This window comes from Acidobacteriota bacterium (assembly GCA_039028635.1).
Lineage (GTDB): Bacteria > Acidobacteriota > Thermoanaerobaculia > Multivoradales > JBCCEF01 > JBCCEF01.
This window is the reverse complement of the sequence record JBCCHV010000039.1, coordinates 26,541-42,804: the sequence shown is the minus strand read 5'-3', so window position 1 is coordinate 42,804 and position 16,264 is coordinate 26,541. Positions and strand designations below refer to the sequence as shown.

Annotated in this window: 14 protein-coding genes; 4 read left to right on the top strand and 10 right to left on the bottom strand. The window is 67.4% G+C overall.

The window, feature by feature from the left end; all coding sequences use genetic code 11:
• Positions 1-20 precede the first annotated feature (20 nt).
• From AAF604_16060 to AAF604_16020, 9 genes are all read right to left on the bottom strand, one after another.
• Positions 21-2,108: a multiheme c-type cytochrome gene (locus tag AAF604_16060; GenBank protein MEM7051184.1), complete on the bottom strand. Its 2,088-nt coding sequence runs from the start codon at positions 2,106-2,108 to the stop codon at positions 21-23.
• Positions 2,105-3,841, bottom strand: coding sequence for a hypothetical protein (locus tag AAF604_16055; GenBank protein ID MEM7051183.1), 1,737 nt, complete (start codon positions 3,839-3,841; stop codon positions 2,105-2,107). The genes AAF604_16060 and AAF604_16055 overlap by 4 nt, the downstream gene beginning before the upstream one ends.
• 5 nt (positions 3,842-3,846) lie before the next feature.
• Positions 3,847-5,676: a multiheme c-type cytochrome gene (locus AAF604_16050; protein ID MEM7051182.1), complete on the bottom strand. Its 1,830-nt coding sequence runs from the start codon at positions 5,674-5,676 to the stop codon at positions 3,847-3,849.
• A 274-nt stretch (positions 5,677-5,950) separates the two neighbouring features.
• Entirely contained in the window at positions 5,951-6,841 is an 891-nt protein-coding gene (locus tag AAF604_16045; protein MEM7051181.1) for a hypothetical protein, read from the bottom strand.
• The gene (locus AAF604_16040) at positions 6,838-7,200 is read right to left on the bottom strand and encodes a hypothetical protein (GenBank protein MEM7051180.1); all 363 of its coding nucleotides are present in this window, start codon (positions 7,198-7,200) and stop codon (positions 6,838-6,840) included. The genes AAF604_16045 and AAF604_16040 overlap by 4 nt, the downstream gene beginning before the upstream one ends.
• Before the next feature lie 295 nt (positions 7,201-7,495).
• Positions 7,496-8,452, bottom strand: coding sequence for a hypothetical protein (locus tag AAF604_16035; protein ID MEM7051179.1), 957 nt, complete (start codon positions 8,450-8,452; stop codon positions 7,496-7,498).
• A gap of 107 nt (positions 8,453-8,559) precedes the next feature.
• Positions 8,560-8,958, bottom strand: coding sequence for a hypothetical protein (locus tag AAF604_16030; protein MEM7051178.1), 399 nt, complete (start codon positions 8,956-8,958; stop codon positions 8,560-8,562).
• Entirely contained in the window at positions 8,955-9,308 is a 354-nt protein-coding gene (locus AAF604_16025; protein ID MEM7051177.1) for a hypothetical protein, read from the bottom strand. Before AAF604_16025 ends, AAF604_16030 begins: the two co-directional genes overlap by 4 nt.
• Positions 9,305-10,606 carry an NAD(P)/FAD-dependent oxidoreductase gene (locus tag AAF604_16020; GenBank protein MEM7051176.1) on the bottom strand — a complete coding sequence of 434 codons (1,302 nt, stop codon included), beginning with the start codon at positions 10,604-10,606 and terminating at the stop codon, positions 9,305-9,307. The genes AAF604_16025 and AAF604_16020 overlap by 4 nt, the downstream gene beginning before the upstream one ends.
• 215 nt (positions 10,607-10,821) lie before the next feature.
• Between AAF604_16020 and AAF604_16015 the strand changes: the two genes are divergently transcribed.
• From AAF604_16015 to AAF604_16000, 4 genes are all read left to right on the top strand, one after another.
• Complete coding sequence (locus AAF604_16015; protein MEM7051175.1) at positions 10,822-11,988, top strand: succinylglutamate desuccinylase/aspartoacylase family protein; 1,167 nt, start codon at positions 10,822-10,824, stop codon at positions 11,986-11,988.
• Between the two features lie 381 nt (positions 11,989-12,369).
• A complete protein-coding gene (locus tag AAF604_16010; GenBank protein ID MEM7051174.1) occupies positions 12,370-12,582 on the top strand; it encodes a hypothetical protein in 213 nt (70 codons plus the stop codon).
• Between the two features lie 305 nt (positions 12,583-12,887).
• On the top strand, positions 12,888-13,871 hold the full coding sequence (locus AAF604_16005; protein MEM7051173.1) for a hypothetical protein: 984 nt from the start codon (positions 12,888-12,890) through the stop codon (positions 13,869-13,871).
• A 30-nt stretch (positions 13,872-13,901) separates the two neighbouring features.
• The gene (locus tag AAF604_16000) at positions 13,902-14,927 is read left to right on the top strand and encodes a cytochrome c peroxidase (protein MEM7051172.1); all 1,026 of its coding nucleotides are present in this window, start codon (positions 13,902-13,904) and stop codon (positions 14,925-14,927) included.
• 268 nt (positions 14,928-15,195) lie between these two features.
• Here AAF604_16000 and AAF604_15995 read toward each other — a convergent pair whose 3' ends face one another.
• The gene (locus tag AAF604_15995; protein MEM7051171.1) at positions 15,196-16,146 is read right to left on the bottom strand and encodes a DUF3179 domain-containing (seleno)protein; all 951 of its coding nucleotides are present in this window, start codon (positions 16,144-16,146) and stop codon (positions 15,196-15,198) included.
• Positions 16,147-16,264: the final 118 nt, after the last annotated feature.

The window sequence follows — 16,264 nt, the reverse complement described above, 5'->3', positions numbered from 1 at the left end:
GTTGGCGGGCAAACAAGGGCTCAGCGCTCGCCGCGCACGGCCTCGTAGACCTGCTCGAGGCGTTCCTTGAGAAGCAAGAGAGACTCTTCGATCGGAGTCGCGGCGTCGATTTCGGGGAAGGGTGGTAGCTCGACCGGGGCAGCGCCGGGCCGGCGCAGGCTGGCGACCGGCGTGCGCCCGCCACGCACCGTCCGGCTCGCCGGCCGGGCGCGGTTCCAGCTCCGGCCGGGCGTTGCGCCGGCGCTGGCGGCGGCCACCGCCACTTCGGCGGTCTCCGGCAGCTCGCCGAGGGGAACATCGGGCACCGCCCCGCGGGCTGCCACCACCGTTCCAAAGGCGGAGCGCAGGGTGCCGGCGCCGGGATCGGCGGTTGGCCAGTGCTTCACCTTGGCCATGCCGGCGACGTAATCGAAGTCCTGCCCCGAGGGATGGCCCGAGGAGATCAAGCGCCGGTCCGTGATGTAGTGGCAGCTAGTGCAGGTTTGTGCCCGCACCGGCAGCTTCTTGAGCTCCACCATGCCGGCCGCCAGGGCCTTGCGGTAGCCCGGCCGGTTGACGCCCTGCGCCTTGTCACCCTCGCGATGAATCTCCAGGTAGTCGGCGGCGGCGCCGTGGCAGCTCTCGCAGCTCGCGCCGTCGAAGACCTCGAAGGCCTCGCTGCCGGAAACCACCGTGCCGTGGCAGTTCATGCAGAGGTGGCGGCCGGTGACCATCTGCTCGCGCGGGACGCCGTAGAGGGTCGCGATCCTCACCGCCTGCGGCGAGCGGCTGAAGAAGGGCTCGGCAGAGCTGAAATGGGCGTCCCGAGCCCACCAGTCGTTGGCTTCCTGATGACAGCCGCTGCAGGCTCCGGGGCCGAGGGTCTGGTGACGGCTCGCCGGTCGAATGCGTCGCTTGACATCGCCCACGGCCGGTCGCCCGGCGCGCACCACCCGAGTCGCCGGCGTCGCCCCCGCGGCATCGCCGGCTTCCGCCGTGCCGTCGGGAGCGGCGGCGGTGGCGGCCGTCGCGGCAACGGCTGCGGGCTCCGGCTCCGGCAGAGCGATCGGCAGGCCCTGCACCAGGGGATCGAGGCTCGCCGATTGGGCGGCCACCTGGTCGGCGGCGGCGAAGCGCTTTGCCACCGTGGCGAGCGCATCGGCCGCTGCCAACAGGGCGTCGCGGTTGTCCGGTACCACCCGAACGCCGCGGACGATCTCGAGGGCGTCGGCGATCTCGGCGATCTCCGCCTGCTGAGCGATTTTGCGCAGCTCGACGGTGGCGGTCTTGGCGCGTCGTCCGACGGCGCGGGAGTAGGTTCCGGGTTCAGTGGCCTCGGCGGCGGCGCGCAGCGTGAACTCCAGATCGACCAGGCGACCGAGCACGTACATGGGACGTTTCTCGGGGTCATCGTGCTGACGATTCTCGGTGCCGTCACCGGTCAGGAAGGACTGCAGGAAGTTGTGCCGAATCTCCCCCTGGGACCACTCGACGAGCTCGAAGCCAGGGCTGCCGGTGGTGTGGCCTCCGACATTCACCAGGCGTTCGTCCGGCACCGTGTGGCAACCCATGCAACTCGCCGCTACTCCGTAGAGGTCCGTGGGCCGGCGCATGCCCGCCGCGCGGCTGGCGGCGATGCGCTGCTCGCGATGCTGCGGCGTTTCGGTGGTGTGGTCGAAGCCCTTGCCATAGTCGTTGTGGAGATCGATCCAGTCCCGCCCGGCTCCGTGGCAGGACTCGCAAGACACGCCCGAAACGGCGCGCAGCTGCTCACCGCGAAACTCCGGCGTGTAGTGGCACTCGATGCACAGGCTGTCGCGTTTCATCAGCCGAAAGCCCATCTTGGCGGCGATCGCTTCCGCCGCCTCGGTGCGGTGCAGCGTCTTGAAGCCGGTGGCGTGCGGAGTGCGCTTCCAGACCTCGAGCTCGGAGATATGGCACTCGCCGCAGGCTTCGGCGGTGACGATCTTCTCCGGTGGCTCGCGGGTGAAGGCCCGCAGGTCCGGGTTGCCACCGGTCTGGGCGGCGGTCGCCCAGGCGACGGCGATCAACCCGAGGGCGATCGCCCCGAGAGGAGCCAGGGCGCGAGCCCGCCGAGCCAGCGCAGAGATCGTGGGCCGAGCGATCAAAACTTCAGGATGACCTCGAAGCGCCCGCCGAAGAGCTCCTCATCGTCGCCGGCGGGACCGGGATCGCGGCGCAGGCCGGCGAAGACCTCCGTCCGGAGCACGAAGCGGCGCATGAGAGCGGCCTGGTAGCGGGCGGTCGCAGCGACGGCGTCGGCGATGTCGGACGAGGTGCCGAGGCGTGCCCCGAGCTCGACGATGAGCTGTTTGCGGGTGTGATCGAAGAACCGCTGGTAGCCCACCGCACCACCGACGACATCTTCCGCTTGGCTCGACAAGGCGGCGCCGTAACGCCCGAGGCCGACCGCCGCGAAGTTGATGCCGGCGCGTCCCAAGGGACCGCCGGCGGCCGGTCCACGGGCCGCCGAGGTGTAGCGGTCGAGGGCCACGAAGCCGTTGACGTAGAGGAGGTCGTGGGTGCGGTGCGGGGTGCGAGAGATCTCCGAGAAGAGCAGGAAGCCGTCGCTGCTGCTGGCGGTCTCGTCGTTGGCCAGGGAGCCGAGCACGCGGAAGGAGGTGTTGAGCTCCCCGATGCGCTGCACGAAGCTCAAACCGCCGGCGAGCAGGTCGCCTCCGGTGCGCAGAGGAGATCCCCCGAGGTTGGTCTGACGCTCGTCCGAGAGCACCCAGACGAGATCGGCATCGATGGTCGAGCGGCGCAGGTCGGCGGAGGTCAAGAGGGCGAGAAGATGAGCCTGGTCGTCTTCCCGGTTGCCGGCCGGCCCGGGTCGACCGACCTCGTTCCAGCCCCAGAAGAAGGTGGCGCGGAAGTTCGAGGACTTCTTCGGCTGCAGGGTGTTGCGGGTGATGCCGAGGCCGTCGATGGCGTCGTTGATCAGCAGCCCTTCCTGGAACAGCATCGGCTGGCGCCCGACCGAAAAACCGACGTCCGTGGGGGAGAAGTCGTTGCGGGACAGGTTGGGAAAGATCTCGCCGAAGTCGCCCTCGAAGAACAGGCTGGTGATTTCGCCGTTGAGCTCGTCCGTGAACTCGCCGTCGTCAACGCCGGGAACGGTCGATTCGAAGGTGTAATTGGTGAAGCGGCCGTTGCGATCGAAGGGCCGGAAACCGACCACCAAGCGCTCCGTTCCGGAGAGCTGGAGATTGGCGAAAAGGTCCAGACGGGTGGTCAGCTCACTCACCCGTCCGACCTCGTTCTCGAAGCTCTGCACGGCCGTGCGAAGGGTGCCGAAGACCAGCAGCGAAGGCTGCCAGACGGCTCCCGTGGGCAGGTGGAATCCGGGCTTCAGGGTGCCCGAGCCGAGAAACGGCTCGCCGAGCTCGAGAATCGGCTTCGGCCGTTGCGGGACGTTCTCGACCAGCAGCGGAATCCGTTCTTCGGTCAGGCGGCTGCTGTGCCCGCCATGCTTGCCGTGGCCTGCGCCGTGACTTTCATCCTCGCCGTGGCCGGCGTCGCCCTGATCATGGCTCGCGTGCGCCTCGCCGGAGTGCGCTGCTGGCAATCCTCCGTGCTCAGCCGCGGGGTCGTGATCGGAGTGGTGCGGGGCGGAATCGTCCTTCGCCGTGGCGCTCTGCGGCGAGTCTTGCGGGTCTTTATCCTGGCCCGTCGGCGGCAGGTCTTGGCCGGGCGGATCCGGCGACCGGTCTTCGAGAACGCCGGTGTCCGCGACTCCCGAAACCGCGGTGGCTCGACTCTCGGTGGCGGACGATGGCGTCGGCAGACACAGGAGGACTCCCGAGAGGAGTCCGAAGAGGAGCAATCGCCGCGGCGCCACGACGCCTACCCGCCGGAGCGGTCGAGCTCGATCGCGGCTTCGTGCTTCCACAGCACCAGATGACCGTCGACCACGCGCTCGGCGACCTCGCGGGCGCTCAGGCCGTAGTCGAATCCGACGTCCTTGATCTCGTGGATCAGGTTGACGGGGATCATGCCGGCCTTGATCTCGACTTCGAGACGGTAGGGCCCTCGTCCGTCGAGGGCCTTGGCGGGCACTCGGTACTCGGCCCAGCGGCTACCCAAGGGCTCGATGTTCTGCTTGTGCTTGCGAGCCCCTCGCGGTCGGCCGGTCAGAATCGTGGACGAAGTCGAGGGGCGCAGGAAGGGCAGCGGATCCGGCGAGTAGTTGACCGCCAGCACCTGCTCGCGCTCGCCGCCGCGCACCATCCGGGTGATGAACTTCGACTGCAGGCTGAAGAGCTGGCGATCGAGGGGTAGCTCGCCGTTGTGGACGTAAAGCGAGTGGCTGTCGCGGACGTCGCCGTTGGGATCGAGGTCGCCGGATTCGAAAATCACGCGACCATCGCGGTCGCGCACAGAGGTGTGCAGAAACACCAACCGCTCGGCGTCGAATCCGGTCGGCACGCCGTGCCCGTTGGTGCCGTTCTTGACCTCGACGCGAAACACGATGCCCTTGTCGTCGGCGCGATCGATCACCACCTCACCGAGCTGGTAGCCGGCCCGCAGCAGCTTGAGTCGTTCTTCATTGGCCTCGGCGAGCAGCACCAGATTCTCGTTCACGATGTCGCGGGCGTCATAGCGGTCGTCGGCGGAGCGCCAGCGGTCGGGGAACTCGTACCCTTCCGGAAGCTCTTCTTCGAAGGCGTCCGTTCCCCAGCCGGCCTCGTGGTCGAAGGTCAGCCACTCGCGCAGGGTGGCGAGCTCCGAGGCCTTGGGGTTGTGCGGGAAGATCCCCGGGTGGACGACCGAGTAGTCGGGCCCGATGAACATGTGATCGGTCCGCTTGCGCGCCACCGTGGGTCGGCCGCCGACGATCGCCGCGGGCCCTTCGGCGTACCCCGAGTCGACGCCCGGCTCGGTGCTCATGTGGCAGTCCTGGCAGGAGGTACCTTCCTGGGCCGCTGGTGAGGTCTTGAACTCGCTGAAGGCTTCCTCGAGGCGGAAGCCGTTGACCAGATTGACGTCGTGACAGGTGGCGCACAGGCCAGAGGTGGAAATCTGGAAGAACTTCTCGGAGCGGGTGTGGATGGCGCGGCCGGCGCGGCCGCGCTCGGTGTTGACGCGGAACTCGTCGCTCTCGATGACCCGCGCCAGCTCGTCATTGCCGCTCGGTCCGTAAACCGGGTCGAAGAGATCCCCTTCGACGATCGCGAGGCGGCCGGAGAGCTTGCCGTAGGCGTTGTTGAGGCGGTGGCAAACCACGCAGGTGACGCCTTCCCGGGAGGTCGGATGGCGGTCGAGATTGCTCATGAACTCGGGCTCGCCGAGATTCATGCCGACGGGGGTGTGACAGCGGATGCAGAAGTCGCCATTGGTGCCGTTGGTGCGCTTCAGGATGGTGCCGTGCATGGCGTTGAACACCGGGCTCATCTGAGCGTAGGCGTGGGGCGAGACGGACCACTCACGGTAGTGGTCCGGATGGCAGGTGGCGCAGGTGGTCGCCGCCGGAAAGCGGTTCTCCAAGAACAGCGCCGCGTGCTCGGCGTCGGCGCTCAGCGTCGCGTCGTCAGCGGTTTCGGGAGGGGGAGAGGGGGCAGGCTGGTCGGGGCCGCTGTCGACGCGTGGTGCGGAGATCGTCGAGCTGCTGACGAGCAGCAAAACCCACAGCGACATCAGGGCGGCACACAGCCAGGCCCATGGCGTTCGGCTCACGAAAAAAAGTCCTTCCAAGACACCCTGCCAGCCGCGAGGTCTCGGACCTCGTGGCCGGTAGAGTTAAAGCAATTATTGGCAATAACTTAGCAAATCCCGTTGGGAGACGCAAGGGGAGTCCCGGGAGGCTCTGCGGTCGGGAGCCCGCTTTCCTGCTGGTACGCAAGCGGATACACCGCTACTCCGGGATTCCCTGCGAGCTCCTTCGCCGGCTCCTTCCGGTTTGCCGGCGGGGTCCTTCGCTGCGGCGCCCGAAGCGTCCGGGCTGGGTGTCCTACCCGCCGACGGCGGTTTTCAAGAGCTCCGGTGCCAGCCCCTGGCGGGGCTGGCCGGCTTGGGCCGGCCGCTTGCTGAGGTAGAGGGACAGGAGGGTGACCGCCTCGGAGGGCCGCGCCGTTTCGACGGTGGTGAGGTAGGGCGGGTTGTAGAACACCACCAGGCCGCGCCGGTTGGCGCGTCGCATCATCGCCGCTTCCGGGGTGAGGCCGGTCGATTCGAGGGGCGCCGGCGCGATGGCGGCGCGCGCTTCGCGATAGGCGCCGAGAGCCTCTTGGAGGGTCATGTCGGGGCAGTCCGTGACCGCCAACGGGAGAGCCTTCAGGCGTCCTCGCGGCAGCTCGAGGAAGCACAGGGATCGGCGCTGACTGATCAGCGGAGCGATGAAACCGGTGGGCGGCTGCCCGGCTTCCACGACCCCTTCGAGGGTACTGCGAGCCGCCAGAGTCAAGACCTCGAGTCCGGTGAAGGAGAAGGCGGCGGTTCGGCGGCTGTGAGGCTGATGCTCGACCTCCAGGGAGACCATCGTATGGTCGAGAGCGAGGCGGGCGGACTGAGTCAAGGTGAGGGCGACATGAAGTCCGAGGGCGCGCCGGAGGGCGGCTGCGTCGCAGCGCCCGGAGGTCACCAGTCGGTCGACCCAGGCGGGACCGCCGGTGCGCAGCTGGCCGAGGACCCACTCCGGATCGACTCCCACCTCGTCGGCCAGCACGCGATGGAGCCGCGGGCCTTCCGAGGCATGACACAGGCAGAGGCGACGGTCCTCCCAGAGCATGGTCACCAAGGGATGATCGGCGAAGTCGGCGACCACCCTCACCGTCGCCGGTCGGCGGTCGAGCTGTGATTCCAGGTCGGTGAGCCAGTGGAACAGCAACTCGAGAATCCTCATGACTGTCCTCCGTCAGCTCGCAGTCCGAGGGCGGTCACGGTCTGGTGTCCGCGCAGGGAAAGAAGACCGAAGTTGGCGCCCTCGGAGCCGATGATGAAGAGCACCGAGCGGGGAGTCGCTCGGAGGAACACGAAGCTCAGGCCTTGGCACAGGTAGACCAGCTCGTCGACCGGGCTGGTCGACGATTCGGGCAGGGACTCCAGCTGCTCGATTCGGGAATGATTGAAGCGATCGTGGATCGAGGCGCCGATCATGACGGCCGTGTCCGGGTCGATCGAGCTCTGCTGGCTCATCGCCAAAATCTCTCCCGTATCCAGGTCGACGAGGCCGGCGGCCTGGCAGTTGGGTAGCGAGCTCACCAGAGCCTCGAGCTCTGATTGAAGAACCGAAATCGGTTCCGTAGAACTGATCACCGAAACGAATCCTATCTCAATTAATAAAATTAAGCAATAAAGGATGAGTTGCCAGGCCACCAACCGGTAGTGGCCTTCGCGGTGACGAATTCGTTGATTTCGGCAGCCCTGAACCTCCCGTGGATCGCCTGGCTCTCCTGCTGCTGGGGTCGACCGACCGATCCCTCGCCTAGGGTTGTGTCTCCGGTGGCGAGAGCGGGACGGTTGCCGAGGAAGGCACGTCGTGAGGGGTCTTCGCCGCCTATTCCAGACCGAGGGTGGTCGCGAGGCGGTTCAGGATGCGTCGCCAGGATGAGGCGGGTGCTTCCGGCCAGTGGTCGAGCAGACAATCGAGCTCGGTGCAGCGGCCGAGCAGGCGCTGGGTGCGCTCGAGCAGCTCCTCATCGAGGGAGGCGTCCTCGTCGAGATCGTCGAGGGCCGCGAGCAGGTCGGCGGTGAGTTGACGATCGTGGTCGAAGATCTCGGTGCGAGCGTTGATCAGCTGGACCATCTTCGAGTAGGTCCCGATATCCGATCGCAAGCCCCGACCGGGCTCGCTGGCGCCGTCCGAATCGAGCCATTCACGGGTGCGTCGCTCGAGCTCGAAGAGCTCACGCCGGTCGCTGAACCGCATGCGATCAAAGGATGGCCGGCTGCGCAGCCAGGCGAGGGCCGTGGCGCCGGCATCGAGGTCCCGGCGCAACTCTTCGCCGGAGCGATCGACGAAGGCCGAGACCCAGCCCTCGAAGCGTCGATAGTCTCGTCGGATGGCCAGCCCTACCTCGAGCTCCTCGCGCAGCGACAGCTCCGCCGTTCGCTGCAGGGTGAAGGCGAGACGATTCTCGAGGGCGACGGCGGCTCGCAACAGCGATGAAAGCAGGATCGAGCAGCTCAAGTAGAGCTGTTTCGGCAGGGTGTCGCTGCGTTCGAGGACGCGCTCGAGGCGGGCGACGTTGACCTCGACCTCGAGGGACGCGACGTCGAAAAGGTCGGCGATCTCGTGGTCGGGATCCGGGGCGGTGGCGAACACCTGGGAGGCCTTCTTGGCGATGTCTCGCACGACCGGAACGAGGGTTTCCTGGACTCGGTCATCGGACGACGACTCGAACTTGCTGACATCGATGGCCCGCACCTGGCGGGCGAGGGCGACGAGTCGGGTGCGACGGTTTTCGAGCTTGCGTCGAACGGCTGGCGAAGGCTTGGAATCGCTGGCTGACATATTGACTGGATCCGGGAAGTCTCGAATCGCCGGCTGAGCATGGCACAACTCCAGAGTGCGTCGCAGGCGCGAAACCGTTACCACGGCGCTTCGCCGCCGGCTCTCCCTCAGTCTGTCAGGACCGTCGTGAGGTCGCCGCTGGCGATCTCCTCGCCGTCGAGGAGAACCCGGACCCGGAACATGCGGAGGCCACCGCTGCCGCCGAGGGGCTGGATCTCGGTTCTCAGGCGGACGCCGGTGGGGACCGACGGGGCCGCGAGCTGAGCCCTTCGGATGCGCACCAGATAGCCGATGCGTGGCTCCTCGTCGGTCGAAGACTCGACCAGGGCGGCGCTCTGGGCGGCCAGCTCGAGGGCGAGAAAGGCCGGGGCTCGGCCGCCGTCGGCGAAGGCGCTGGTGGGGGGGATCTCCCCCTCGCAGACCAGTCGATCGCCATCCCGCTGGACGATCTCCTTCACCAGTAGAGCCGGACCGCGGTGGGGAAGTCGCTGGGAGATCCGGTTCATGACTCTCCGCTCTGCCAGCGCAGGATCCCCCGGGAGATCTCGTCGGTCCGGCGCAGAAGGCGGAAGCTACTGCGGCCGGAGGCGGCATCGGGAAGGGCGATCTCCAAGCTCAGCTGGTCTCCGGGGAGAAGGGGAGAGGCCAGGCGAAGATTGTCGATCGCCACCAGATGAGCGCTGCGACCGAGCCGATCCCAGGCCTGCCGGAGCAGCTCGAGCTGAGCCACCGCCGGGAGCACCGGGGACTCCGGAAAGTGGCCTTCGAAAAAGGGGCTGTCGGCAGGGATGCCGACCGGCAGATACCAGGTGGTGTCCTCGAGGCGCCCCTCGCCGAAGTCGAACCGGGCGCTCAAGCAGCAGCCTGCCGATTCCACTCGCCTGCCCCGGAGAGCAGGGACTGGGCCGATTGGCGGGGAGCCAGGGGAACGAGATGCTGCGCTTTGACGGCGAGACCGAAGAGCGCCATGCGCCAGCGGATGCGCCAAGCCGGTCGAGGGACTCCGTGGCCGGCGAGCAGCGACAGCACCGCCCGATGAAGTTGCAGCGGGCCGGCGCCGGCGAGCAGGAGATCGCGAAATGCCGGGTCATAGAACTGCTGGATCAGGCGCAGGTAGGGTCGCGTGCTGCGGTCCACGAAGCGCCGGTAGCGCCGCCGGATGGCGGCGGGCGAACGGCGTCCGGCGAGCGCCTCAGTCAGGCCATCGCTGGCAGCGGTGGCCCCCGCCATGCCGAGGTAGACACCGGTGGAGAAAATCGGATCGACGAAGGTGGCGGCGTCGCCGAGCAGAAAGTAGCCCGGACCGCAGGCGGGGGCGCAGCGGTAGGTGAAGTCAGCGGCCACGCCGTTGCGCTCCGGGAGCACGGCGTCGCGGCACCGGTGGGCGAGCAGCGGGCAGCGGGCCAAGGCCCATTGCAATCGCTGCTCCGGAGGCACCGGCAAGCGCCGCGCCGCGGAGCGATCCATCACCACCCCCAAGCTGGTGCGCTGGGCGTCGAGGGGAATGCTCCAGAACCAAGCGTCGCGCATCATCAGGATCGACGGAAAGCCGGCCCGCTCGCCGGCCAGGCCTTCGACGCCGGTGGCGTGGGCGAAGTAGGCGATGCGCTCCATGCCGGCGAGGTCGCGGCGCAGGCCGAGGTGCTTTCCGACCACCGTGGCCTGACCGGTGGCATCGAGCAGATATCGCGCCCGGCAGCGGCGGTCACCGAGGCAAACCTCGACGTCGTCGTCGGCCAGTCGGTGGATGCGCCGCAAGGGCAGGCCCTCGGCGACCTCGGCGCCGGCCTCCCGGGCGGCGTCGAGGAGCATGGTGTCGAAGGCTGCGCGCTCGACATTGAAGGCCGATTCCTGAGGGCCGAAGGCATCCCGGAACTCGACCACGGACGTATCGAAGAGATGTCCGAGGCCGAACTCGACGCCTCGCTTGGTGGTGTGGGGGAGCTGGCGGAGACGCTCTGCCACGCCGAGCCGGCGCAGCAACGGCGTGTTGGCCGGCAGGAGCGATTCGCCGAGGCGAAATCGCGGAAAACGACTGCGTTCTGCGACCAGCACCCGGAAGCCATGGCGAGCCAGCAAGAGGGCCGCCGTCGCACCGCTGGGACCGCCGCCGGCGACGATGACGTCGTGCTGGGGAGAAGGAGCAGCGGGCATGGGTTCGAGAACCTCCGAGGAGCGTATCGGAGCATATGAAGGGCCCGGCGGAGAGTCAACGCAGGACGGTCGCGGGATCGCCGCGGAAACGTCACGGATCGGTTGCCTGGAGGGGCAAAGAGCGCTAGGCTAGAGCATCCCATGTGGGTCCCGTCGCCGGCTCCTCCGCGGGCCGCGGAAGCCGACCCCGCGCCAGGAAAAAGAGCGAGTTTTCGATGTCGGTTGCGACGCTACCCCAAGCCCCTGCCTATGCTGAACGAGTGATCGGCCGCCGTCGCGGTCAGGAGCCCGGTCCGACCCTGATCTGCGTCGCGGCACTGCATGGCAACGAGCCGGCGGGAGTCGAGGGGCTGCAGCGGGTGTTCGCGGACCTCGAAGGCGCCGCCGTCTTGCGGGGAGAGCTGGTGGGCTTGATCGGCAACCGCAAGGCCCTCGCCGCCGGCAAGCGTTTCCTCGAAGACGACCTCAACCGCATCTGGACGGACGACCGCCTGCGTCGCTTGCGCGGCGGTGAGCTGCCGGTCGGTGCCGAAGACGAGGAAATGCTCGCCCTGGCGGACGAGATCGAACGGGCTCGGGTGGCGGCCCGGGGCCCGGTCTACGTGCTCGACCTCCACACCACCTCAGGACCGGGCTCGGCCTTCGCCCTGCTCGATGACACGCTGCCCAATCGCGCCTTTGCCCTCGAGTTTCCGGTGCCCTTGATTCTCGGCCTGGAGGAAGAGCTCGCCGGGCCCCTGCTGCATCACTTGGTGGGGCAGGGGATGGTGACCACCGGCTTCGAAAGCGGTCAGCATGACGACCCGGCGGCCATCGATGGTGCCGAGGCGGCGGTCTGGGTGGCCCTCGAAGCGGCCGGGCTGATCGATCACGGGAGCCGCTCTGAGGTGGCTGCCGGGCGGCAGCTCCTGGCCAAGGTCGCCGCCGGATTGCCCCATGTCACGGAGGTGCGCTACCGCCACGCCATCGTGCCCGAAGACGGTTTCCGGATGGAGCCCGGATTCGCCAGCTTCGACCCGGTGGCGGAGGCCCAGCACCTGGGGAGCGATGTCGGCGGGGCGGTGAGAGCACCGGAGACGGGCCTCATCCTGATGCCGCTCTACCAAAGTCAAGGAGAGGACGGGTTCTTCATCATCCGGCCGATCAGCCCGGGCTGGCTGAAGATCTCTCGTCGTATGCGCCGGCTGCGCCTCGAGCGCTTTCTCCACTGGTTGCCGGGAGTGCGCCGCCATCCGGAGCGCGAGGAGACCTTCGTCGTCAACCGGCGGATCGCGCGCTGGTTCGCTCTCGAGATCTTCCACCTGTTGGGTTTCCGGCGCCATGGCCTGCTCGGCGACGAGCTGGTGGTTTCGCGCCGCGCCGACGACACGCCGATCGCCTGAGCCGACACCCCGCGGCCCCGCGGGGTCCGAGCTCCTTACAGCAGCTTCTGGCATAGGTCGTGGTTCCCCGGCAGCGCTAGGCATCCGAGCAGCTCGGCCACCGCAGCGCGAGAAGAGCGGGCGAGCGTTCCAAAAAGTGTTTCGAGTCCGGACGACTGTCCGCCTTGGCGGACAGTCGTCTTCCCGTCCACGGGACGATCGCGGCGCCTGATCGGCACGAAAAGCCGGTCAGCTCGGCAGTCTTCGGCCGCTGGTCTGACGAGAACTTCGGGCCCCACTGGCGGTACCAGAATTGCAAGGAAGAGTGCTGGTTCGGGAAAGATGGGGGAGGGAGTGAAACGGATGGCGTGTTGCAAGCGTTAGGTAGGTGGGAGCTACGTCATGGCTGAGCCGCGCTATCCGAAAATCGAGGTTTCGAGCCGTAGCTCGAACCCCTTGGCGCTGATCGGTGCCACTCGACAGGCCCTGCGCCGAGCCGGCGTGGCGCGCCCTGAAATCCAGGATTTCTCCCTCCAGGCCTTCGCCAGCGCCGACGTCGCCGACGTCTGCGGTCGCTGGGTGCGGCTGATTCGCGGCGAAGACGAGCCCGCCTGACCCGGCGCTCCTCGCGCGGCTCAGGAGTCTTGACCCCAGCGCCGTCGCCCCAGCCGCCAGCGGTCCTTCGAAACCCCTGCCTGACCGCCCTTTCTGCGACCCTTTTCCTGGGTTCGCAATCTGGGAGTAGCTGCCCTTCCAGGGCACCGATAAAAGAAGAAGCGAGCATCCAGCCCGGAGTCGGCGATCGCCGGCCCGGTGGCCGCAGCCAGCGATGGCGGTGGACACCGGGATCGAGCTTCGGGTTCGGGGATCGCGGCGCGAGGCCGCAATCGGAACTGCCGGTAGCTGAGGAGACGATGCCCATGACGATCGAGTGGAAGCGGCCCATTGGACTGTTGGCCATGAGCCTGTGCCTGGCCTGTGCCAGCCAGAGCGGTACCACCCCGAAAACCGAGCTCGCTCCCGCCAAAGAGGACGCCAACACGGCTTCGGAGAACACTTCGCCGCAGTTCGCCAAGTCGGAGAAATCGGTGGCGCGGGCGGACCTCAAGGCCTGTCGCTACGATGGCCTGGCGGTGACTCGCGGCTCCGACGCCGACATCGCCGAGTTCTCCGAGCGGCTGCACGGCACCTGGGTACGGCGGGCGACCTTTTACGGCGTTCCCATGGAGACCCGCTCCTTCTTCCACTTCGACATGAAGGACCGCACCGGAACCGGCGAGGCGATGATGATCGACCACGTCAACCTCGGACCCGACGACAAGTCCGACATGACCGGCATCCACATCTCCCAGGCCGAGCCGCGGGTCGAGATCACGGAAGACTTCGAAGAAGCGGTGGAAGAGGGCAAGATCCCCGGTGGCGAGCTCTTCATGCCCGAGATCGTGGCCGCCCATTGGGACATCAAGCTCACGCCGGTGGATGGTGTCGATCGCTCCCAGGGCTTCAAGGGCCTGCGCATCGACATGGCCGGCGACTATCGCGGTACCGGCCACGAGTTCCCGCCGGGCGGCTTCAGCTTCGACGAGCAGGCGACCTTCTTCCGCGAGGGGGACTACTTCGTGATCCTCGAGCCCTGGATCTCGCCGTCGAGCGGCTACACGGAGGACTATCTATGGAAGCACGTCGTCTTGACCGACGGCGAGGTTGACGAGAACGGCAACGTGGTCAGCGGCCTCCGCCGACCGACCATCACCTTCGTCAACTGCAAGGAGTTCTTCGTCGATCGCTACTACAAGATCTCCAACGCCACGCCGCGTCCCGGTGGTCTGACCTTGGCCGAGGCCTGGCAGAACATGCTCGACCTCGAGCAGCTCGAAGCCGTTCCCGAGGTTCGCACCCGCTAACCATTGCCGAGAGCTGATACCCGCCGAAACATGCGCTTGCCGAAAGCCCCTCTGCTCCTCTGCCTGGCGCTGGCCTTCCTGGTGGCCTGTGCCACCGTGCAGGTCGCGCCGATCGGCTACCGGGTCGAGTTACCTCTCGGGTTCCCTCCGGTCCCGGTACCGGACGGCAATCCGATGACGGCGGAAAAGATCACCCTCGGCAAGCAACTGTTCTTCGATCCGGCCTTGAGCGCCGATGGCTCTCTGAGCTGCGCCAGCTGCCATCTGCCGGACAAGGCCTTCTGCGACGGCGAGCCCTTGCCGCTGGGGGTGGGAGGGGTCCTCGGAGTGCGCAATGCGCCGTCCCTGCTCAACGTCGCTTACCAGCCGGAGCTGCTCTGGATCGGAGAGGAGCCGTCCCTCGAGGCGCAGGTCGAGTACCCGGTGATCCATCCCAAGGAGATGCGCCGCGACGACCCGGCCGAAGCGGTCGAGGATGTGGCGGCAAACCCGGCCTACGCGGTGCTCTTCGACCAGGCCTTTGGCGATTCGGAGGTGACCTTCGAGCGCATCTCCCAGGCCATTGCGACCTACGAACGCACGTTGATCGCCGGCGACTCGCCCTTCGACCGCTACTACTTCGCGAATGATCGCGGAGCCCTTTCGGCCGAGGCCCTCGCCGGTTGGGACCTGTTCCAGAACAAGGCCGGCTGCGTGAGCTGCCACAGCTTCGATCGGCAGCAGCCCTTCTTCACCGACTTCGAGTACCACAACACCGGCATCGGCTTCGACTACGAGAAGATCGACCTCGGTCGCTTCTACGTCACCCTGATGCCGGAGGACCGCGGCCGCTTCAAGACCCCGAGCCTGCGCAACGTCGAGATCACCGGACCGTACATGCACGATGGCCGCTTCGATACCCTCGAAGCGGTGGTCGACTTCTACGTCGAAGGTGGAATCGAGAACCGCTTCCAGGACGAGCGCATCGAGCCCCTCGACCTCAGCGAAGACGAGCAGGCCGCCCTGGTCGCCTTTCTCGAAAGCCTCACCAGCTCCGATCTCCGGATCGGCTACTGAGCCGAGGCAGGTCACCCGCTAGCCGGTTGCGCCCCTAGAATCCCCTGCTCGCCTCCAGGTGCGACTTCGAGATCTGTCGCATCGACGGTCGGAAGGTCTCCGCCTATCGCCGGGCGGATGGGTTCCCCTCGGCGGGAGGCCTCGGGGGCTTCGCCACCGGCGAGCTCGATGTGGAGATCTTCGTCGAAGGTCACCGGGGCGCGGAAGCCCTGGGCGTAGGAACCGGCTTTCTCGCCCGGGCCCCTCACGGAAGCCCGGGCGTTGCCGATCAGCCCTTTTCCGGCCGCAGGATCTTCACTTTCGGATGGGTCTCCGAGAAGTTGAACCAGAAGGTGTCGAATCCTTCGAGGCGTTCGACCTCGCCCGAGAACCTGCCGCTCGCCGGGTCGAAGGCTTGATCGCCGTGGTGCCAGGCGCCGTCGCGTTGGCTGAAGCTGCCGCGGTCGCCGAGGTGGGCGGCGGTGGAGCGGAAGAGCGGAGCGCCGGCCGGGCGATGCAGGAAGAGGTCGCGCTCGCCCAGTCGGACGATGGCGCCGCCGGCGACGCCGGCGAGCACGATGGCGCGCGGCTTGTCGTCATGGAAGAAGGCGAAGATCGGCTCCTTGGTCGGTAGCCGGTCGTCCTCAGCGGTGCTGCCGCGGAAGCCCTTCTCGGAGGCGAAGTAGTTGTCGTAGGGATTGTTTTGAACGTGCTCTTCGCCCTCCACCGACAGCACGGTGGTGTGCGGGTAGCGCGCCTTCCAGTCTGCCCAGGTCGCCTTCTCACCGAGCGGCAGCTCGTCGAGGGCGGTGCCCTGGAATGGGCCGGCGAGGGAGTCGCCGGTCATGATCGCCCAGTAGGAGCTGGTCTCCTTGTCCTGCATCACCAGGGAGGCGTGGAGAAGACCTCCGGAGGGCTCGAAGTTGAGCTCTTTGCCCTGGTAGCTGCGGCCGTACACGACGGCCGTGTTGGCGAGCGGTCACCACACGGCGGCGAACAGCCGCTCTCCGATCCGGTCGTTGACGATCTCGTGGCGATTCAGCAGGTTGAGGCTGTAAGCCCGCGCCTCGCCGTCGAGGGCGACGCCCAGTACCCAGGCATCGTCGGCGATCTCGGCCTCTGCGGCGTTGACGAACTGAGGGTTGTCGACGGAGGGGATGCCGCCGCGCGGTAGGAGCTGTTTGAACTCCTTCGGCAGGTCCGGGTGAGGCTCCGGCAGCTTGCGGTCGGCCGCCGCCAAGGCGGAGCCGCCGAGCAGGCTGACGATAGCGACGAGGACGATCCAGGAACGCGTCTTCAAGGTCTTTCCTCCCGAGGGTTTTCGAAGAGCGGCGGAGGTGGCTCCCGCCGTCGCTCTC